This is a genomic window from Flavobacterium sp., from assembly GCF_965284515.1.
Classification (GTDB): Bacteria; Bacteroidota; Bacteroidia; order Flavobacteriales; family Flavobacteriaceae; genus Flavobacterium.
In genome coordinates this window covers 574,092-595,894 of sequence record NZ_OZ260089.1, presented here as the reverse complement: position 1 = coordinate 595,894, position 21,803 = coordinate 574,092, and the positions used below count along the sequence as shown (strand labels likewise).

Sequence of the window (21,803 nt, the reverse complement as noted above, 5' to 3'; positions counted from 1 at the left end):
TCGTGAGTCGCCTATTATCTATATTTTGGCTTGAAAATTAAGAATTCATAATCGATTCTATTTCGTCAATTTCAATAGGAATGTTTCTCATTAAATTAAATGGTTCTCCATTAGCTTGAATAACCACATCGTCTTCTAAACGAATACCAAAACCTTCTTTTGGAAGATAAATCCCTGGCTCAACAGTAAACACCATATTCGCTTGCATTGGCTCAAACAATAAACCGTAATCATGTGTGTCTAATCCCATGTGGTGAGAAGTACCGTGCATGAAATATTTTTTGTACGCTGGCCAATCTGGGTTTTCATTTTGAACATCGGCTTTGTCCAATAACCCCAAGCCTAATAATTCTGAAGTCATTAGTTTACCAACTTCTACATGATATTGTTTCCAAAGTGTTCCTGGAGTTAACATTTTTGTTGCCTCGTTTTTTACGCGTAAAACAGCATTGTAAACAGCAGCTTGTCTTTCAGTAAATTTCCCAGAAACAGGAATAGTTCTACTCATATCACTAGAATAATTGGCATATTCTGCACCAACGTCTAATAAAATTAAATCGCCAGCATTACACTGTTGATTGTTTTCAATATAATGTAAAACGTTTGCGTTATTTCCCGAAGCAATAATTGGAGTATATGCAAAACCTTTAGAACGATTTCTTAAAAATTCATGAGCAAATTCAGCCTCAATTTCGTATTCCATTACGTTTGGTTTTACGAAATTTAAAATTCGTCTAAAGCCTTTTTCGGTAATGTCACATGCTTGTTGAATTAAGTCAAGTTCTTCACTTTCTTTAACCGAACGAATACGTTGTAAAATTGGATTCGATTTTTCTACTTTATGTGCTGGATAATCGTTTTTCCATTTTTTTATAAAACGAGCTTCACGCGTTTCAGTTTCAATTGATGCTCTATAATGTTCATTTGTATTAATGTACATGGTGTCGGCATACGACATTAACTCTTTTAACGTTTTGTCAAAATCTTGTAACCAAATTACGTTTTTAATTCCCGAAACTTCAAAAGCACGTTCTTTAGTCAATTTTTCACCTTCCCAAACCGCAATATGGTCGTTTGTTTCTTTTAAAAATAAAATCTCACGTTGGTTTTCATATGGAGCATCTGGAAAAAGCAACAAAATACTTTCTTCTTGATCTACGCCACTTAAGTAAAAAATATCTCTATGTTGAGCAAAAGGCAAAGTACTATCTGCTGAAACTGGGTAAATATCGTTTGAATTAAAAATAGCAAGTCCGTTTGGTTTCATTTGAGAAGCAAACTTTTTTCTGTTTTTAATAAATAAGTCTTTGTCTATCTGATGGTATTTCATTTTCTTTAAATTAAGATAAAGTTCCAAAAATAATAACTTTAAAAGGATTAGTTGTTAATTCCGATGTAAAATTTTGACATGCAGCAATTATTGGTTAATTTTCCAATCAAATTTTTCCTCATGAAGAAACTTCTTTTATTCTCCTTATTTATTTCATCTGTTGTTTTTGCACAAGACAATTTGTTTACCAAAGTTGCTTTTCAAAATATTGGACCAACAATTATGAGTGGTAGAATTGTTGATTTAGCAGTAAATCCTGAAAATCCAACCGAGTTTTATGCCGCTTATGCTTCTGGCGGACTTTGGTACACGAATAATAATGGGAATAGTTTTACTCCAGTTATGGATTCAGCTCCAACTTTAAACTGTGGTTCGGTTACGGTTGATTGGAAATCTGGAACAATTTGGGTAGGAACTGGTGAAGTAAACGCCTCACGTTCATCGTATTCAGGGATTGGTGTTTTAAAATCTTCGGATAAAGGAAAAACATGGGAAAATTTAGGTTTACCTGAAAGTCACCACATAAGTAGAGTTTTGGTTAACCCAAAGAATACTAATGAAATTATTGTTGGAGTTGTAGGTCATTTATATACCAAGAACAAAGAAAGAGGAATTTACAAAACACATGATGGTGGAAAAACGTGGAAAAAAACACTTTTTGTAAATGATGAAACCGGAATTATTGATGTAGTTATTGATCCAAATAATTTCAATGTACAATATGCTGCTGCTTGGCAAAAAGATAGAAAAGCTTGGGATTTTAAAGGGAATGGTATAGGTTCCGGAATTTATAAAAGTACTGATGCTGGCTCTACTTGGAATTTAATTTCTAGTTCAGATAGTGGATTTCCTGCAGATGAAGGAGTTGGTAGAATAGGACTTTTTGCAGTGAATACAAATGTCATTTTTGCTGTTGTAGATAATCAGGATAAGCGACCAAATTCTAAAATGGAAAAGCCAAAAGATGCTAATGCAGCGCTTTTTGAAACGGAAGTTATAGGATGTGAATTATATAAATCTATTGATGGTGGAGTTTCTTGGAAAAAAACGCATGATAATTATATTGATGATTTATATTATAGTTACGGTTATTATTTTGGAAATATAGCGGTTGATTTAACTAATGAAAATAGGATTTATCTAGGAGGAGTTCCGTTGATTTTTTCTGAAGATGGAGGAAAAACTTTCAAATCAATAAGTAAAGAAAATGTGCATGCCGATCATCATGTAACATGGGTAAACCCTAAGAATTCCAATCATATCATTAACGGAAATGATGGTGGAGTTAATATTACATACGATAATGGAGAACATTGGTTCAAATGCAACAATCAAGCAGTTGGGCAATTTTATACGGTGAATGTAGATGGTGAAAAACCATATAATGTTTATGGCGGTTTGCAAGATAATGGAGTTTGGGTAGGTCCAAATACTTACGAACATTCATTAGATTGGCAACAAGACGGTAAATACCCGTATGAATTTTTAATGGGTGGCGATGGAATGCAAGTACAAATAGATAATCGTAATTCAAATATTGTGTTTACAGGATATCAGTTTGGAAACTATTACAGAATTGATAGAAAATCTGGTAAAAGAGATTTTATCACTCCTAAGGTTAAAAAAGAGGATGTGACGTTACGTTTCAATTGGCAAACACCTATTTTGTTGTCTTCTCATAACCAAGATATTTTATACATGGGATCTCAATTTTTATATCGTTCAATGAATCAGGGTAAAAATTGGGAGAAAGTATCTGGGGATTTAACAAAAGGAAAAGTAGAAGGAAATGTGGCTTTTGGAACTATTACAACTATTGCGGAAAGCAACTCTCAATTTGGATTGCTATATGTTGGTTCAGATGATGGCTTAATACATATTTCTAAAGATGGGGGTATTACATGGTTAAAAATTTCTGAAAATCTGCCTCAAAATTTATGGGTTTCACGAGTTGTTGCTTCAAACTATAAGAAAGAACGAGTTTATGCAACCTTAAACGGTTATCGAAACGACGATTTTAAATCGTATGTTTTTGTTTCAGATAATTATGGAACAACATGGACTAATATTTCAAAAGACTTAACTAATGCTGTAAACGTAATTGTTGAAGATTCAGAAAAAGAAAATGTTTTATACGTTGGTACCGATAATGGTTTGTTTATTTCAATGGATAAAGGTTTGTCTTGGCAAGATTTTTCTTCAGAAATGCCAAATGTTGCTGTTCATGACTTGGTAATTCAGGCTAAAGCCAAAGAACTTGTGGTGGCGACACATGGCCGATCAATTTATAAAGTGAATTTAGATAAAATACAGGCATTGGATGCTAAGATTTTAGCCAAAGAAATCTATGTTTTTGATTTAGAAAAAATAAAAAAATCAGATCGCTGGGGAAGGGCTTGGAGTTCTTGGTCAAATGAATTTGAACCAAAAACAACCATTTCGGTTTATTCGAACTCAGAAAAAGAAGTTATTCTAAATGTTAAAAATGAAAAAAGGAAGTTATTATTTACCAAAAAAGTTTCTCTAGTTAAAGGGTTAAATTTTATAGACTATGATTTGACTATTGATGAAAAATACTCTAAGAATGGAAAAATTTACAAAGCAAAAAACAATAAATATTATTTAAATGAAGGGGTTTATTTTATTGAATTTGAGATAAATAAGATGAAATACAGTTCAAAATTAACTATTGAAATGTCAAAGCAATAAAAAAATGTTAAATCCGTTATAAATTATAGCATGATTTTTGATTGTTTTAACATAAAATTACAAAACATGAGGTTGAAAGTTTTTTTAGCAGCAATTTTAGTCGGATTTATATTTTTTTCTTGTTCAGATAAAGATGATGTTTCTGTTGAACCACAATTAATCATCAAATTTAAATTTGACCCTACTCAAGTACGATTAAATAATTTAGGCCAACCTACTTCGGTTCATGTAGATAACGCAGCTCAATCTCCTGTTTTTAATTCAATAAGCGCACATTACTTTGAATTAGCGCCAAATCAATATACAGCATTAGGGCAAGGTTCTGTTTTATATCATGCGCCAGAAACAATGGCTGGCGGTGATTTGGCTATTGATTTTAGTAGAGCTAAAATTGTTGGTGAAGATGAAGTATTTTTATCAATTCCTTTAAGTCAAGTACCACAAGGTAATTATGAATATGTCCGAGTTTCACTTTCATACCAAAATTATACTATTTCAGTAAGAAGTAGTTCAGTTGATTATACAGGAACATTAGAAAGTTTTGTGGGATATAATACATATATCACAACGCACTATATAGGAAATAATTCGTTTCCTGTTAATTCAAATAAACTTCAAGGGTATTGGGCTTTTGGGCTTAATGACCTGCCATTCGCATCCTCAGGGCAAGCGCCTCCTGGAGCAACCACTGTTCCTAATCCTATTGCATCAACTTCGCCAATTCCTTCTGGATCATGTGTAGTTACAGGAAAGTTCCAAGATAATCTAGTGATTACCAATAATGAAACAAGTAATATCTATGTAACTCTTTCATTGTCTATTAACAATAGTTTTGAATGGGAGGAAGTAAACGCTGACGGAAAATACGAGCCTTCAATTGGAGAAAATGTTGTAGATATGGGGTTAAGAGGTTTAGTTCCAACTTTTCAAAGATAGACTTCTATCTTAAAACCTTGATCTTCAATTATACTTAAACGTTTTTTAAATTCATTATAAATTAGTTAAAAAAGGTTGTAGTTGATAGTAATATGCTGTATTTTTGTTTGGTTTTAAATTAAAATTAGTACAATCAAATAAAAATTATGGCAAAATCAGCACTTCTAAAGTCGTCTATAGGTAAGAAATACTGGATGGCTCTTACAGGTTTATTCTTATGCTTGTTTTTGGCAGGACATTTAGCGGGTAATCTTCAATTAATTTTTGGAACACCTCTTCAGTTTAATGAATATGCATTATTCATGACAACTAATCCAGCTGTAAAACTGCTTTCTTACTTAACTTACATTTCTATTTTATTCCATGCAGTTGATGGAATTTTATTAACAATCCAAAACAAAAAAGCAAGACCTGTGGGTTATGCTAAAAACAATGCTGCTGCAAATAGTGGTTTTGCCTCTAGAAACATGGCTGTTTTAGGAACTCTTATCTTGTTTTTTATCGCAACACACATGGTTAATTTTTGGGCTAAAATGCACTTTACACAATTACCTTTACAAACGGTTTCAATTGGAGAAGGAGATCAAAAGTCTGAATTATACATAACTAGTGGGTGGGGAATCTCTAATTCAGGCCCTTATTCTGGTAAGTTTATACCGGTTCAAGCAATTGATGGTAAAGACATTGTTATTGAAGGAAACGGATTTTATACAACAAACCCAATAAAAGTTAAATTTGCTGAAGGCTACAAAGATCTTCATAAAATTACTTTTGCGTTTTTTCAAGACCCAAAGACTGGCTTAATTGCAACAGTGGGTTATGTGTTAGCCATGATCGTTTTAGGTTTTCACTTATGGCACGGTTTTCAAAGTGCTTTTCAATCATTAGGTGTTAATTCTCCTAAATTGAATTCAACAATTAGATTTGCAGGAAAAGCATTTGCGGTTATTGTACCGTTATTATTTGCAATTATTCCTATTTATATTCACTTTACTAAATAATATTTATCCGAAAAGATTATGGCATTAGATTCTAAAATACCAAACGGTCCAATTTCTGATAAATGGACTGACTATAAAAACCACATTAACTTAGTAAACCCAGCTAATAAACGTAATATTGATGTTATCGTTGTTGGAACAGGTTTAGCAGGTGGTTCTGCTGCTGCAACTCTTGCAGAATTAGGTTATAATGTAAAAGCATTTTGTTTTCAAGATTCTCCACGTCGTGCTCACTCAATTGCAGCACAAGGAGGTATTAACGCAGCAAAAAACTACCAAGGAGATGGAGATTCAACTTTTAGATTGTTTTATGACACTGTAAAAGGAGGAGATTATCGTTCTCGTGAGGCAAATGTTCACCGTTTGGCTGAAGTTTCTGCAAATATTATAGACCAATGTGTTGCGCAAGGTGTTCCTTTTGCACGTGATTATGGCGGGCTATTAGACAACCGTTCGTTTGGTGGTGTATTAGTATCAAGAACTTTTTACGCTAAAGGACAAACAGGACAACAATTACTACTAGGTGCATATTCGGCAATGAACCGCCAAATAGGTCGTGGTAAAATAAAAATGTATAATCGTCATGAAATGCTAGACTTAGTAAAAGTTGACGGAAAGGCAAGAGGAATTATTGCTCGTAACTTAGTTACAGGTGAAATTGAAAGACACTCAGCACACGCAGTAGTTATTGCTTCAGGTGGTTATGGAAATGTTTTCTTTTTATCGACTAATGCAATGGGAAGTAATGTAACAGCTGCGTGGAAAATTCATAAAAAAGGAGCTTTTTTCGCAAACCCTTGTTATACTCAAATTCACCCAACATGTATTCCAGTTTCTGGAGATCATCAGTCTAAATTAACATTAATGTCTGAATCATTACGAAATGATGGACGTATTTGGGTGCCAGCAAAATTAGAAGATGCACAAGCTATTCGTGAGGGAAAATTAAAACCTACACAATTAGCTGAAGAAGATAGAGATTATTACTTAGAGCGTCGTTACCCTTCATTTGGGAACTTAGTTCCTCGTGATGTAGCTTCTCGTGCTGCAAAAGAAAGATGTGATGCTGGTTTCGGAGTTAATAAAACAGGAGAAGCTGTTTATTTGGACTTTGCTTCAGCAATTCAACGTTACGGTAAAGAACAAGCTAAAATCAAACATTTAGACGAAAATGATGCTGATTTAGTTAAACAATTGGGTACAGAAGTTGTTGCTAATAAATATGGTAATTTATTTCAAATGTATGAGAAAATTGTAGATGAAAATCCATATCAAACACCTATGATGATTTATCCTGCGGTTCACTATACTATGGGTGGAACATGGGTTGATTATAACTTACAAACTACAATTCCTGGTTGTTTCTCTATTGGAGAGTCTAACTTCTCTGATCATGGTGCAAATAGATTAGGAGCTTCTGCTTTAATGCAAGGTTTAGCTGATGGTTATTTTGTTTTACCATACACAATTGGTGATTACCTTTCTGCAGATATTCGTACAGGTAAAATTTCAACTGATTTACCTGAATTTGAAGAGGCTGAAAAAAATGTAAAAAATCAAATAGAAGCTTTATTAAGCACAAATGGTACTAAGCCAGTAGACTATTTCCACAAACGTTTAGGTAAAATTATGTGGGATAAAGTTGGAATGGCTAGAAATGAGCAAGGTTTAAAAGAAGCTCAAGAAGAAATAGCTCAAATTAGAGAAGAATTTTATAAAGATGTTTTAATTCCAGGAACTGCAGATAGTTTTAATCCTGAATTAGCTAAAGCTCTTCGTGTTGCTGATTTCTTAGAATTAGGTGAGCTTTTTGCAAAAGATGCTTTACATAGAAACGAATCTTGTGGTGGACACTTCCGTGAGGAATACCAAACTGAAGATGGAGAAGCAATGCGTGATGATGAAAACTTTGCATATGTTGCCGCATGGGAATACAAAGGAAAACCTAGTGATGCTGTTTTACATAAAGAAGAGTTGAAGTTTGAAAACGTTAAACTAGTTCAAAGAAGTTATAAATAATTAAGTCTAGTGTTAAATGTTAAAAGGCTTAATGACTTTTGACTTTTAGACTTTTAAACTAAAAAGATATGAATCTTACATTAAAAATATGGCGTCAAACAAACGCTCAAGATAAAGGAAAACTAGTTGACTACAAAGTGAATGATATTTCCCCAGATATGTCTTTCCTTGATATGTTGGACGTATTAAATGATCAATTAATAATAAAAGGTGAAGATGCAGTTGCATTTGATCACGATTGTAGAGAAGGAATTTGCGGAATGTGTTCATTATTTATTAATGGAGAAGCACATGGACCGGATAGAGGTGTTACAACTTGTCAATTACACATGCGTATGTTTAAAGATGGTGATACTATTTATATAGAACCATTTAGAGCTAAAGCTTTCCCTGTAATTAAAGATTTAGTTGTAGACAGAAGCTCATTTGATAGAATTCAACATGCTGGAGGATTTATTTCAGTAAATACATCTGGAAACACACAAGATGCTAACTCTATTCCTGTGCCTAAGCACGATGCAGACAGAGCCTTTGATGCGGCTACTTGTATTGGTTGTGGCGCATGTGTTGCTACTTGTAAAAATTCATCTGCAATGTTATTTGTTTCAGCTAAAGTTTCTCAATTTGCTTTGTTACCACAAGGTAAAATTGAAGCAGCTGACCGTGTATTAAACATGGTAAATCAAATGGATACAGAAGGATTTGGAAACTGTACCAATACAGGAGCTTGTGAGGTAGAATGTCCTAAAGGAATTTCTCTTGAAAACATCGCTCGTATGAATAGAGAATATTTAAAAGCTAGTATCTAATAGTTTTAATATAATTAATCACTAAAAACGTCCTGTATATGCAGGACGTTTTTTATTTTTATAGAATGGAAATAGCAATAATTCAATCGGACTTAATTTGGGAAAACCCAAAAGCAAATAGAGCACAATTTGAGCAAAAAATTAATGCAATTTCACAAAAAATTGATTTGATTGTGTTGCCAGAAATGTTTTCGACAGGGTTTACCATGTTTCCTAATAATTTAGCAGAAACAATGAATGGTGAAACAATTCTTTGGATGCAAGAAGTTGCTGGTACAAAACAAACTGCAATTTGCGGAAGCATTATTGTTGAAGAAAAAGCAAATTATTATAACCGATTTGTTTTTGTACATTCAAACGGAAAAGTTGAAACGTATGATAAAAGACATTTGTTTTCACTAGCAGGAGAACATGAACAATATACGCAAGGAACTGAAAAAGTAATCATCCACTATAAAGATTGGAAAATTTGCCCGCAAATCTGTTACGACTTGCGTTTTCCAGCCTTTAGTAGAAATGGGGAGGATTATGATTTACTAATTTATGTTGCCAATTGGCCAAAACCAAGAATTACTGCTTGGGATGTGTTATTAAAAGCTAGAGCGATAGAAAACATGAGTTTTGTTATTGGTGTTAACCGAATAGGTTTTGATGGGAATAAACACGAATATGTAGGTCATTCTGTTGTACACGATGAACTTGGAAATTCAATTGTTGAAGCAAATGAAAATGAAGGTGTTTTTTTTACAACTTTAGACAAAGAAAAAATGCTTCAAACCAGAGAAAAGTTGAATTTTTTAAATGATAGAGATGACTTTTCGATTAATCTAAAATAAAATCTTGATCTACATCCCAATTGGCTCTAACGTCAACTGTTTTGGAGTAGTATTTTACTTCTTCAGCTTGACGTTGTTCAAAATAATCTCCAGTGTCCCAAAAGCCATTTTTATTGTCGTCGTAAATTAAACGAAGTGAATATACATTCGGTTCAATTAAATCAAATCGTAAAAAATCTTCGCCATTAGAAATTGAAGAAGCAATTATGTCTCCTTTAACATTTAATACTTCTAAAATTATAGGATATCTTTTTGCGTTTTTTAAATTCACTTTTAAGTTTCCGTATTCAGAATAAGATTTTGTACTTATTTTATAATTTAAAGTATCATTTTTTGTGGAATAAAAATCTACAATTGCGCCAGGTAGTATTTGTAAACTATATTTTTGTTCTTCTTCTTTTTGAAAATCAAATTCAATATTCTGATTAAATTCATTATAAACATAAGTAAATTTAACTGAAACAGAATCTTTATCCAACAAGGCTATTTTAGAGTTGTCAATTTTTTCAATTGGAGTTTTAGTAAGCAGAGTTAGTTTTTCTCTAAAAGGCAAAACATTACTTTGTTTAATGTCAATTTTTAAAGAATCGGTAGTTTTTAAAGTTCTAGTTTTGACTTTAAATGTTTTAGAAAACGTTCCTTTTTCTACATTTAGTTGTAAAGAATCCAATTTGATATTTGGAATGAACAACTGAACAGAATCTTTGTTTTTTTCGGGATATTGAGTAACAATTATTGGAGTTTTCTCATTTCCATTTATGGCTGTAACTTTTATATTTTTGTTGTCTCCTTCTGTAGCTAAGAAAAATTTATTAGTAGCTTCTTGTGAAACTTTAGTAGCTTTAAAAGGTGTTGCTTCTTTAAAAAGTTCTAATTGGTATAATGTGTCATTTGGAACAGAAATTATTCCTTTTAAAAACCCAATTTTATCTGATTTTGGGTCAAATTTATAATTATTGTTTTTGTCTTTCAAAGCAATAATTTTATAATCACCGGCTTTTAAATTTTCAAGAGCAAATACTTTCAAACTATCCAAAGTATTTGTTACATATAAAGGAGTTTCTTTATAAATAGTTGAATCATTAAACTTTTTTGCATCATAAAGCTGAATAGAAACAAAACTTTCCACTTTCTGTTCGTAAGCATCTTTAATTTTGCCCATTAAAGCTAGAGAATCTATATAATTTCCGGTAGAAAAAACATATTTAAATTGAGAATATGGATTACTCTCATTATTATCTATAATACTTTGGCCGAAATTAAAACTGTATGTAGTGTTTGGTTGTAATGTGTCTAAAATTTTAATAGAAATAAATTTACTTGCGCTTCCTTGAGGAATAATAATAGGTTTTTTATTCATTGGTGGAGAAATAATCAATTGTTTATTGATGTCTTTCACCTTTATAAGTTCATTAAAGCTAATTTTAATTTCTTTTCCATTAAAATCAGTACTATAATTTTCAGGCAAACTGTTTGTTATTTTTGGCGCTATTGTGTCTTTTGCTCCTCCAGTAATTGTTCCTCTTTTGGCACAACTTGTGAAAGTGAAAATAGAACCGAAAATTGATAAAAGCAAAATAAAATATATTCTTTTCATAGGTAATATAAATTCTAAAGCAAAATAACAACTATAATTATAGTAAACATAATTTTTTAAATTTTTTTATGATTGAGTGTAGGCTATTGTAATAATGCTGATTCTTGAGTTGGGAATTTTCAATATTGCTTTTGCACAAAGTTCTAAAGTGGCTCCAGAAGTAATAACATCATCAATTAACAAGAAGTGTTTGCCAACATCACTCTCGTCATATTTAATGTCAAAAATATTCTGAACGTTTTCCTGTCGTTCGTTCTTCGTTTTTTTGGTTTGGGTTTTGTTGTATTTAGTTCTAATTAATATATTATTGTTGTATTTAATGCCTGTAGAAATTGACAATGCTTTACAAAAACTATCAACCTGATTATAACCCCTTTCATTTAGTCTTTTAGGATGTAATGGAACTGGAATTATATAGTCTATATTTTTAATTAATTCTACATTTTTAATTTCATTTCCATACCATTCTCCTAAAAAACTCCCTATTTCTTCTTTCTCTTTGTACTTTAAATTGTGAATTAAGTTTTGAACAATTCCTTTTTTATGAAAATACAACATAGAAGCGCCAAATTCTAAATTAATTATACCGTAAAATTTTTTTGTTGTATCATTGTTATGGTTTTGATGGTGATTGGTTAGAGGTAAATTGTGTCGGCAAGAGGAACAAATTATTTTTTCATTTAACAATAAAAGCTCATTGCAACCATAACAAAGAACAGGAAAAATTAATTTCAACAGATTTTTAAGCATTTTAACGAGTAATAATATTAAATTTATAAAAATAGATTTAATTTATATCAAAATTTTAACAAATGGCCTTAAAGAAAAACAACGTTTTGAAACTAAGCACGCTAATTTTAGCGATGCTGTTGTTTTTTTCATTGTTTAATTTTTACAAAGTAACTGCAAATTTTGATAATTTTAAAGAAAAATCATCGGAAGAGAATAAGTTAAAGCAAAGCCAATTAGATGAGATTTTATTTAAATATGATTCTTTAAAAATTACATCAACTTACAATGCATCATCAAATCCTGATGACTTAGTTAGGATTGACAATAAGATTTTAGAAAGCAAGAAAGACAATATTGTTAATTCAGATGAAAAAACAATCAATACTCAAATTAGAATTTTAAAATCAGTTATTGACTCTGATTCAAAACAACTTGATCTATTAAGCAAGAAAATTGTTTCAAATAAAAAAACGTTAAATAATTTAGAGTCCTTAAAGCAAAAAGAAGTAAAAGTTAATGCAGAAAAACTCTCTGTAATTAATATAAACGCAAGAGGGGTTAAAATTATAACCGACAAATACACTAGGCCTAGTGATAAAAAAATACAACAATTAAGAGTTTGTTTCACCGTAGAGGGCAATGAGTTTGTTAAGAAAGGTGAGAAAAAATTCTATATACAAGTTGTAAATCCACGAAATCAAATTATTTCTTCTGAAAGCACTTTTATTGAACTAACAGACGTTAAGTTAGTTTATAGTGCAAAAGTTGAGGCAAATTATTCTCAAAAAGACATTGATATCTGTACCTATGTAGATCTTGAAAAAAGCAAGACTATCAAAGGAAAATATAAGATAAATGTTTATAATGAGTTCTCAAAAATTGGTACTGCAATTTTTGAACATAACTAGGAATAATTTAATTATTCAAATCTATTTCTTTTTTCCAATTCTCTTTTTACTTTTGCAACATGGCAAAACAAGATGATTTATTTAAAAATGTAGTTTCGCATGCAAAAGAATACGGATATATTTTTCCGTCAAGCGAAATATACGATGGTTTAAGTGCGGTATATGATTATGCACAAAACGGTGTTGAACTTAAGAAAAACATCCGCGAATATTGGTGGAAATCTATGGTGCAAATGCATGAAAACATTGTGGGGTTGGACTCTTCAATATTTATGCATCCAACTACTTGGAAAGCTTCTGGCCACGTAGATGCCTTTAGCGACCCTTTAATTGATAATAAAGACTCTAAAAAAAGATATCGTGCTGATGTTTTAATTGAAGACTATGCTGAAAAATTAAACATTAAAGCACAAAAAGAAATTGAAAAAGCGAGAGTTCGTTTTGGAGAGGCTTTTAATGAAGAAGAGTTTGTTACAACAAATGGAAGGGTAGTTGAATATTTAGCAAAGAAAAATGAAATTTTACAGCGTATGGCAAGATCTCTTGAAAAAGATGATTTAGCTGATGTAAAAGCTTTAATAGAAGAATTAGGAATTGCTTGTCCTGATTCTGGTTCAAAAAACTGGACAGACGTTCGTCAGTTTAACCTAATGTTTGCAACTAAACTTGGCGCTTCAGCAGATACTGCGATGGATTTATATTTACGTCCTGAAACCGCTCAAGGTATTTTTGTTAATTTCTTAAATGTGCAAAAAACGGGAAGAATGAAAATTCCTTTCGGGATTGCGCAAACAGGGAAAGCATTTAGAAACGAAATTGTGGCAAGACAGTTTATTTTTAGAATGCGTGAGTTTGAACAAATGGAAATGCAATTTTTTGTAAAACCAGGTGAAGAAATGAAATATTACGAGTATTGGAAAGAGACTCGTTTAAAATGGCATTTATCGTTAGGCTTAGGTAAAGAAAATTACCGTTTTCATGATCACGAAAAATTAGCACATTATGCAAATGCTGCTGCTGATATAGAATTTAATTTCCCATTCGGATTTAAAGAATTAGAAGGAATTCATTCAAGAACAGACTTTGATTTAAAAGCGCATGAAGAATTTTCAGGTAAAAAACTACAATTTTTTGATAACGAAACAAATTCTAGTTATGTTCCTTATGTTGTAGAAACTTCTGTAGGGTTAGATAGAATGTTTTTATCTGTTTTCTCAAAAGCATTAGAAGAAGAAACTTTAGAAGATGGTTCTACAAGAACAGTTCTTCGTTTGCCTTCGGTTTTAGCGCCTACAAAAGCAGCAATCCTTCCTTTGGTAAAGAAAGACGGCTTACCAGAAGTAGCTAGGGAAATTATTGATGAGTTAAAATGGGATTTCAATGTAGCATATGATGAAAAAGATGCAGTAGGTCGTCGTTACAGAAGACAAGATGCTCTTGGAACACCTTTCTGTATTACAGTTGACCATCAAACATTAGAAGATAAAACAGTTACAATTCGCCATAGAGATTCTATGAAACAAGATAGAGTTGCCATTTCTGACTTAAGAAACATTATTAACGATGAAGTTTCAATGAAAAATTGGTTAATGAAAATGTAATTTCAACCTATTAAAATCTATAAAAAAAATCCCGAAGTTCAGTTGAATTTCGGGATTTTATATTTTTATTAATTAACTATTCTTCTTTTTTCATTGCATTCCAGCCACGTGCTTTCAATGCAATTTTAGTATTCGCTCTTGTAATTAAATGCATGCCTTCTTTTTCTTCAGTCATATGACCTATTACTGTAAAGTTTGGATTCGCTTTAATTTTATCATAATCGTCCATTTTAATGGTAAAAAGCAATTCATAATCTTCTCCACCACTTAAAGCAATAGTTGTAATGTCGATATTAAACTCTTCACAAACATCAATCAATTGTGGGTCAACAGGTATTTTTTCTTCATATAAATTACAACCAACACCACTTTGTTTACAAATATGCATAATTTCAGATGAAAGTCCATCCGAAACATCAATCATAGAAGTGGGTTGCAATTCTAAACCTGCAAATATTTCTTTGATATCTTTTCTTGCTTCTGGCTTTAATTGACGTTCAATTAAATAAGTGTAAGCATCCAAATCGGGTTGGTTATTTGGGTTTACCTGAAATACTTGTTTTTCACGTTCTAAAACTTGTAATCCCATGTAAGCCGCACCAACATCGCCTGTAACAACTAATAAGTCGGTTGCTTTTGCTCCATTTCTATAAGTAATCTCGTTTAAATTAGCTTCGCCAATTGCAGTAATGCTAATAATTAAACCTTTTTGAGAAGAAGTAGTATCGCCACCTATAACATCAACATTGTATATTTGAGAAGCAAGTGTAATTCCTGCAAATAATTCTTCAAGAGCTTCGAGAGGAAATCTATTAGAAACCGCAATTGAAACCGTAATTTGAGTTGCATTTGCATTCATTGCAAAAATATCAGATACGTTTGCAACAACAGCTTTGTATCCCAAGTGTTTTAAAGGCATGTAGCTTAAATCAAAATGCACACCTTCAACCAATAAATCTGTTGAAACAACTACTTTTTTGTCTTTAAAATCTAAAACAGCAGCATCATCTCCAATGCTTTTAAGTGTAGATTCTTGATTAATCTTAAAATGCTTGGTTAAATGTTCTATAAGGCCAAATTCCCCTAAATCAGACAAACTGGTTTTATTGTTGTTTTTATTTTCTAACATTCAATTATTTTTTACAAAGATAGTTATTGCTGATAAGGAAGCAATCTAATCTTTATTCAATTCATTTAATTTCTCATAAATTAAGTTTGTTTCAAAACCGCGTCTTAAAAAATAGTCGATGAATTTTTTATTTTTTTTTGGTCCTTTCTTTTCATTGATGGTTTCCCAGTGTTTTTCTGATAAAGAATGGAATTTTTCTAAATAGTTTTCATTATCTATTTCTTTTAGAGCAATTTCAATTAGTCTTGAAGATATATTTCTGAATTTCAATTCGCTTTTAATTCTATTTCTTCCCCAGTTTTTGTAATTGTGTTTTCCGCGAGCAAAACTGCAAGCAAATCGTTCTTCATTCACATAATTATTTTCAATAAGATGAATCAAAATCTCTTCTTTGGCAGCGGGTATTAAAAAAAAAGAATTTAATTTTTCGTCAATCTCTTTAAAGCACCTTTCTTGGTAAACGCAATAATACTCTAGCTTTTGCTTGATTTCCTGAAGGTTATACGTTTTGTTTTTTGCGTTTTCCAATTTCTTAACTATTTAATAATGAGCAAAACATTTTAAATGTAATAAATATTATTTTACCTTTGTAGGCTGTCCAAATTTAAAAAAACTATGCAGGCATAGCAATTTAAAACTTAAAAAAATGAAATTAAGATTACTATTAGTTACTTTTTTATTTAGTGCTCTTTCTTGGGGGCAGATACTAACCTTTGAGTTTTCTGCTTTAGGAGGTGCAGAAGCTACTGCAACATCTAACTTTAATGATGTTAATCTTTCTTCTTCAACAATAAGTAGAGGGGCAGGTTTAACAGCAGCCGGAAATGGGGGTAGATTTAATGCTACTAATTGGGCATTGACTTCAATAGCAAATGCTGTTAGCGGGAATGACTATATGGAATTTACCATTACCCCAAATGCAACCTATAGTTTTGACGTGACATCTATTGTGATAAGTTTGCAAAGATCAGCAACAGGGCCTAGAGCTATTGCTTTAAGGAGTTCAGCAGATAGTTTTACAAGTGATTTAGATACGGAATACTTAATAACTGATAATACTTCAACACAAACATTTACTTTTACTTTTTCTCAGGTTGGAAATTCTTCTGCAGTTACATATAGAGTTTATATGTATGCAGAATCTACAGGAGGTTCTGGGGGAATTGGAGATTTTACTGGAGATGATATTGTTGTTAATGGTACTGTGTATTCTGCTTCTACAACCTACTCAGTAACCTACGATGGTAACGGTAACGATAGTGGTTCAGTTCCGGTAGATGCTACGGTATATAATTCAGGAGATCCTGTTACCGTTTTAGGTAATACAGGAAGCTTAGGTTTAACAGGTTTCACTTTTAACGGCTGGAATACTGCCGCTGATGGAAGCGGAACTTCTTATGTAGGAGGAAACACGTTTAATATAACCGCTAATACTAGCTTATATGCACAATGGTTAAATACTTCTCCTCCTGTAATTACAAGTTCTTTAACTGCTTCAGCAAATGAAGGAGCAGCTTTTACATACAATATTATAGCTACTAATGTTCCTACAAGTTATAATGCTACTGGTTTGCCAGTGGGTTTATCAATTAATACAACAACTGGAGAAATTACAGGTTCTGTAGCTACAGCGGGGGTTTATAATGTTACAATAAGCGCTACTAATGCTTATGGTACAGATACTGAAACTTTAGTTATTACTATTACAACGGGACCTTGTATAGATGAAGGTTTTGATTCAGGCACTACCGCTCCAGTTGGTTGGACATTTACTTCAATCGGGGGGACTTATACTTCTGCAGGTAATTTTGGAAATTCATCACCATCATTACAAATGAATGCAACTAATGATGCAGTTACTACTTCAACATTCACAAATGCAACTGAATTGTCTTTTTGGATTAAAGGGCAAGGAACAGATGCTTTATCTTCATTATTAGTTGAAGGTTTTAATGGTTCATGGATAACAATTGAGAATATCAATAACTTACCTACAACTGGTACAACCTATACATACAATTCTGGAACATCACCAGCATTAATATCTGGTTTCACACAGTTTAGATTTACTTATAATAGAAGTGCGGGGAATTTATCATTTGACGATGTATATGTAATATGCGGAACACCTATAATTCCCGAAATAGATATTCAAGGTAATAGTATTTCAATTGTTGACGGAGACACAACTCCATCATTATTAGACGATACAGATTTTGGAAGTGAATTAGTTGGAAATACAATAGTAAAAACATTTACAATTGAAAACTCTGGAGTTGACCCATTAACTTTAACAGGAGTTACACCTTATGTTGTTATATCAGGTGCAAATGCTGCTGATTTTAGTGTTTCTGTTGTTCCTTCGGGAACAATTGCAGCTGCTGGGACTACAACTTTTGAAATAACTTTTCAGCCTTCGGCTTTAGGTTTAAGAACTGCAACTTTGTCTATTGACAACAATGATGCTGATGAAAACCCATATAATTTTAACATTCAAGGTCAAGGAATTACTTGTACTCCAACTTTGTCAGTAAGTTCAATTTCACCAACAACTGGTCCATCGAACACAATTGTTACAATTAACGGCTTAGGGTTTTTAACTGCAAGCACAGTTAGTTTTGGGGCTTTAAATGCTTCATTTACAATTGTTTCTGATACAGAAATTAGAGCAACTGTACCTGCAAGTGCTACTTCAGGAAATATAGTAATTCAAGACACTTTAGGTTGTGACCTATCCTATTCAACGTTTACGGTAATTACAGATGATAAAACCACTTGTGATACTGCAGCAGTTGGAATTACAGAGTTGTTTATATCAGAAGTTACTGATGCTTCAACAGGTTCGTTATCATATATTGAAATTTTTAATGGTACTGCTTCTGTAATTGACATGACAGATTATGAAATATACATAAGAAATAATGGGAGCACTACGGGTGATGATATTCCTTTAACAGGTACTTTGGCTCCTGGAGATTCTTTTACTTTAGCAACTAGTGTTGGTTCGTCATGTGGAGTTGTGGGAGGAGATGGAAGTTTAGCAGATCAAGTAGATGTTTCAAGTGGAGTAAATAACAATGATTGTATCCATTTAGCAAAATTAGGTACGATTATAGATACTTGGGGGGTTTGTGATGGAACAAATTGGATTAATGCGCTTGGATTAGGTTCAGCAGGTTATGATTTTAAACGTAAAGCTACAGCTACTCCGTTACCGAGTACAACTTTCGTTTCAACAGATTGGGATATTATTGATTTTAATAGTTGTAGTGATGACTATTCATTAGTGGATAGTTATGAGGGAATAAGAAATCCTCCTTTAACAACTTCACCAGCTTATGCATTTAATTGCGGTACTAATAGTGTAACATTAAGTGTTGTAGGTACAGAGGCCGTATTAGGAGGGTCTGGTTTAACATACCAGTGGTTTGTTAATAGTCCAGGTGCTGCAGGTTGGACTTCTCTAACAAATGGAGGAATTTATTCAAATGTTACCACAGCCGATATGACCATTTCAGATATTACAGGTCTTGAAGGTTATCAATATTATTGCCAAGTTATGGAAGACACAGCTACTTGTTATGTTGCATCTAACGCAACAATAATTGGTGTAGGAGGTTCTTCAACAACATGGAATGGTTTAACTTGGAGTAATGGTGTTCCTACATCTACTTCTTTTGCAACTATAAATGGTAATTATGATACTACAGTAAATGGAAATATTGAATGTTGTAGTTTATTAGTTAATACTGGCTTTACATTAGATATTCAAGATGCTGAGTATGTTGAAATTCAATATAATTTAACCGTAAACGGTACGCTTAATGTTTTAAATAATGGTTCATTAGTTCAAGTTGATGATTCAGGAGTCAATACTGGAAATGTTTCTTACCAAAGAAGCACTACTGGTGTGGCATTGGATTATGTATATTGGTCTTCACCAGTTAATGGAGTTAACACTCCAACAGGATATATATACACTTGGTCGCCTACGTTTGCAAATCCAAATGGGGGTCAAGGGTATTGGATAGGTGCTGCAAGTACAGCAATGCAATCGGGTATAGGATATATTATGCGTGATGTTTTTTCTAGAAATTTTATAGGAGTTCCAAGAAATGGAGTATATACACCAGCAATTTCTAGAGGAAGTAATTTAGGTTCAGGAACAGCTGGTCCAAATGGAATTATGAGAACCGATACAGATGATAATTGGAATTTATTAGGGAATCCTTATCCATCTGCAATAAGTATAAATACGTTTTTAACAACAAATACTAATATTGATGGGTTTGTAAGGTTATGGACACATGGAACTTCTCCAAGTACTGGTATTTCCGATCCTTTTTATGACAATTTTGTTTCTAATTATACTGCAGGAGACTATGTAGCAATAAATGGAGCTGGAGCTACAAGTGGACCTGGAACATTAAGTGTTGTTGGAGGAGGACAAGGATTCTTTGTTTTAATGAATGCGGGCGCAGCAAGTTCAGAGACGGTAACTTTTAATAATTCGATGAGAGATAAAGGTTATTCCAACAGTCAGTTTTATAAGCCTACAAATGACAACCGTGTTGAGGTTGAAAAAAGCCGAATTTGGTTAGACTTTACTTCTCCAACAAGAGAAGTTACAAGAGCTTTGGTAGCTTACATAACTGATGCAACAAACCTTAGAGATAGAATGTATGACGCTATTGCTGATTATAAAAGTGCTCAAAACTTTTACACCTTAATTGGGGAAGATATTTTTACAATACAAGGTAGGGCTTCATTTATTGAAGAAGATAAAGTTTCAGTTGGTTTTAAAACCTCTTCTACAGGAACACACAGTATTTCAATTGCGACAGTAGATGGTCTTTTTCAAAGAGGGCAAAATATTTACCTAGAAGATAAAGAATTAAATATTATTCACGATTTAAGACAAAGTCCTTACAGTTTTTATGCTTTTTCAGGTGTAAATAATGAAAGATTTGTTTTAAGATATACTGATGGAAGATTAAACAACGAGGATGATCAATTTAATAATAATGGATTGTTTGTCATTTCTGACGAAAACATTCAAATAGTTTCGAATAACTTAAAAATTAAAAATATTGAAGTTTTTGATGTACTTGGAAGAAGTTTAGTTTCTAAGACAAATCTGGATTCTAATTCTGTTTTTGTTGATGAAATCGTTAAATCAAATAATGTATTAATCGTTAACATTGTTTTAGAAAATGACATTAAAATAAGCCGAAAAGTTCTATTCTAGAAATATTTTCCCTAATATATTCATATAAAAGCAACTCAGTTTGAGTTGCTTTTTTCGTTTTTTTATTTTTATTTGTTTCTTGATATATAACCCCAAATCAAAAAAAATGAAAAAAATTTTACTTAGCCTATTTGTTTTGTTTTTCTTTCACTTCTCTTTTTCACAAGAAAAAACTGCTTGGACAAACGTTGAAAAACCTAAGTTCGAATCTTTAGAGAAAATTAGAAGATCAAGTTTGCCAACTGATTATAAGTTGTTTCAATTTGATTACCAAACTTTTCAGAGTCAATTAATAAACGTTCCAAACAGAGATACATTTAGAGGTATTTCTAATGTTATTGTTTCTATACCTAACCCTAACGGAGAATTAGTTGAGTATAGAATTATTGAAGCATCAACTTTTGATGAAACGCTTCAATCTCAATTTTCTAAAATTAGATAATATTGATGGTTTATTTACAGCTCAAGATGTTTTCTTAAAAGATATGTATACTAATATATTGCACGATATTAAACAATCGGAATATCAGTTTTCAACACAAGCAGGAACTTTTGAGGATAGATTTGAATTGGTTTATAAGTCTGGTGTTCTATCAAGTAATGATGTTGTAAACAACAATGATGTTTTAGTTTATACTCAAAATAATCAAATTGAAATAAGTTCATCAAAAGAAAATATTGCATCTGTAAATGTATTTGACGTATTAGGTAGAACGATATTTATAAATGAGAATATAGGAGAGAAAGAATTTTCTATCACTTCAATAAATGCTAATAATCAAGCGTTATTTATAAAAGTAAAACTTATAACTGGCGAGGTTATTACTAAAAAAGTAATTTTCTAAATTTAATAGTTTAATAAAATAAGCCCTTAAGGAAACTTAAGGGCTTATTTGTTAAAAATAATAGGATTAGTAATTTTTTTGTTAAATAAAATATTTTATACTA

At 31.9% G+C, this 21,803-nt stretch carries 16 protein-coding genes; 11 read left to right on the top strand and 5 right to left on the bottom strand.

Features of this window, described 5'->3' with window-relative positions:
- Window positions 1–37 precede the first annotated feature (37 nt).
- Complete coding sequence (locus ACQ65T_RS02780) at window positions 38–1,330, bottom strand: aminopeptidase P family protein (RefSeq protein ID WP_430399575.1); 1,293 nt, start codon at window positions 1,328–1,330, stop codon at window positions 38–40.
- 120 nt (window positions 1,331–1,450) lie between these two features.
- Here ACQ65T_RS02780 and ACQ65T_RS02775 point away from each other — a divergent pair, with 120 nt between their 5' ends.
- The 6 genes from ACQ65T_RS02775 to ACQ65T_RS02750 all read left to right on the top strand — a co-directional run bounded on the left by ACQ65T_RS02775 (window position 1,451) and on the right by ACQ65T_RS02750 (window position 9,640).
- Window positions 1,451–4,039: a WD40/YVTN/BNR-like repeat-containing protein gene (locus tag ACQ65T_RS02775; RefSeq protein WP_430399574.1), complete on the top strand. Its 2,589-nt coding sequence runs from the start codon at window positions 1,451–1,453 to the stop codon at window positions 4,037–4,039.
- Window positions 4,040–4,105: 66 nt separating this feature from the next.
- Window positions 4,106–4,975 (top strand): hypothetical protein, encoded by an 870-nt coding sequence (locus ACQ65T_RS02770; RefSeq protein ID WP_430399573.1) that lies wholly within the window; start codon window positions 4,106–4,108, stop codon window positions 4,973–4,975.
- Between the two features lie 146 nt (window positions 4,976–5,121).
- Window positions 5,122–5,976, top strand: a complete 855-nt coding sequence (locus tag ACQ65T_RS02765) for a succinate dehydrogenase cytochrome b subunit (protein WP_430399572.1) — start codon at window positions 5,122–5,124, stop codon at window positions 5,974–5,976.
- A gap of 18 nt (window positions 5,977–5,994) precedes the next feature.
- The gene (locus ACQ65T_RS02760; protein ID WP_430399571.1) at window positions 5,995–7,995 is read left to right on the top strand and encodes a fumarate reductase/succinate dehydrogenase flavoprotein subunit; all 2,001 of its coding nucleotides are present in this window, start codon (window positions 5,995–5,997) and stop codon (window positions 7,993–7,995) included.
- 68 nt (window positions 7,996–8,063) lie between these two features.
- On the top strand, window positions 8,064–8,804 hold the full coding sequence (locus tag ACQ65T_RS02755; protein ID WP_430399570.1) for a succinate dehydrogenase/fumarate reductase iron-sulfur subunit: 741 nt from the start codon (window positions 8,064–8,066) through the stop codon (window positions 8,802–8,804).
- Window positions 8,805–8,869: 65 nt separating this feature from the next.
- The gene (locus tag ACQ65T_RS02750) at window positions 8,870–9,640 is read left to right on the top strand and encodes an amidohydrolase (protein ID WP_430399569.1); all 771 of its coding nucleotides are present in this window, start codon (window positions 8,870–8,872) and stop codon (window positions 9,638–9,640) included.
- Here the strand turns inward: ACQ65T_RS02750 and ACQ65T_RS02745 are convergent.
- Both ACQ65T_RS02745 and ACQ65T_RS02740 read right to left on the bottom strand, forming a co-directional pair.
- Window positions 9,627–11,237, bottom strand: a complete 1,611-nt coding sequence (locus ACQ65T_RS02745; protein WP_430399568.1) for an Ig-like domain-containing protein — start codon at window positions 11,235–11,237, stop codon at window positions 9,627–9,629. The two genes, ACQ65T_RS02750 and ACQ65T_RS02745, sit on opposite strands and share 14 nt — an antisense overlap.
- A gap of 66 nt (window positions 11,238–11,303) precedes the next feature.
- The gene (locus ACQ65T_RS02740) at window positions 11,304–11,972 is read right to left on the bottom strand and encodes a ComF family protein (RefSeq protein ID WP_430399567.1); all 669 of its coding nucleotides are present in this window, start codon (window positions 11,970–11,972) and stop codon (window positions 11,304–11,306) included.
- A 77-nt stretch (window positions 11,973–12,049) separates the two neighbouring features.
- On the opposite strand from ACQ65T_RS02740, the gene ACQ65T_RS02735 reads away from it, so the two are divergent.
- Together ACQ65T_RS02735 and ACQ65T_RS02730 are read left to right on the top strand one after the other, a co-directional pair.
- Window positions 12,050–12,877, top strand: a complete 828-nt coding sequence (locus ACQ65T_RS02735) for a hypothetical protein (protein ID WP_430399566.1) — start codon at window positions 12,050–12,052, stop codon at window positions 12,875–12,877.
- A gap of 59 nt (window positions 12,878–12,936) precedes the next feature.
- The gene (locus ACQ65T_RS02730) at window positions 12,937–14,478 is read left to right on the top strand and encodes a glycine--tRNA ligase (protein ID WP_430399565.1); all 1,542 of its coding nucleotides are present in this window, start codon (window positions 12,937–12,939) and stop codon (window positions 14,476–14,478) included.
- Window positions 14,479–14,554: 76 nt separating this feature from the next.
- Here the strand turns inward: ACQ65T_RS02730 and thiL are convergent, their stop codons facing one another.
- Window positions 14,555–15,607 carry a thiamine-phosphate kinase gene (thiL, locus tag ACQ65T_RS02725; RefSeq protein ID WP_430399564.1) on the bottom strand — a complete coding sequence of 351 codons (1,053 nt, stop codon included), beginning with the start codon at window positions 15,605–15,607 and terminating at the stop codon, window positions 14,555–14,557.
- 45 nt (window positions 15,608–15,652) lie between these two features.
- Complete coding sequence (locus tag ACQ65T_RS02720) at window positions 15,653–16,135, bottom strand: regulatory protein RecX (protein WP_430399563.1); 483 nt, start codon at window positions 16,133–16,135, stop codon at window positions 15,653–15,655.
- Window positions 16,136–16,253: 118 nt separating this feature from the next.
- On the opposite strand from ACQ65T_RS02720, the gene ACQ65T_RS02715 reads away from it, so the two are divergent.
- The 3 genes from ACQ65T_RS02715 to ACQ65T_RS02705 all read left to right on the top strand — a co-directional run bounded on the left by ACQ65T_RS02715 (window position 16,254) and on the right by ACQ65T_RS02705 (window position 21,700).
- Window positions 16,254–20,855: a choice-of-anchor D domain-containing protein gene (locus ACQ65T_RS02715; RefSeq protein ID WP_430399562.1), complete on the top strand. Its 4,602-nt coding sequence runs from the start codon at window positions 16,254–16,256 to the stop codon at window positions 20,853–20,855.
- Between the two features lie 106 nt (window positions 20,856–20,961).
- Window positions 20,962–21,297: a hypothetical protein gene (locus tag ACQ65T_RS02710; RefSeq protein ID WP_430399561.1), complete on the top strand. Its 336-nt coding sequence runs from the start codon at window positions 20,962–20,964 to the stop codon at window positions 21,295–21,297.
- On the top strand, window positions 21,260–21,700 hold the full coding sequence (locus ACQ65T_RS02705) for a T9SS sorting signal type C domain-containing protein (protein ID WP_430399560.1): 441 nt from the start codon (window positions 21,260–21,262) through the stop codon (window positions 21,698–21,700). Before ACQ65T_RS02710 ends, ACQ65T_RS02705 begins: the two co-directional genes overlap by 38 nt.
- Window positions 21,701–21,803 lie beyond the last annotated feature (103 nt).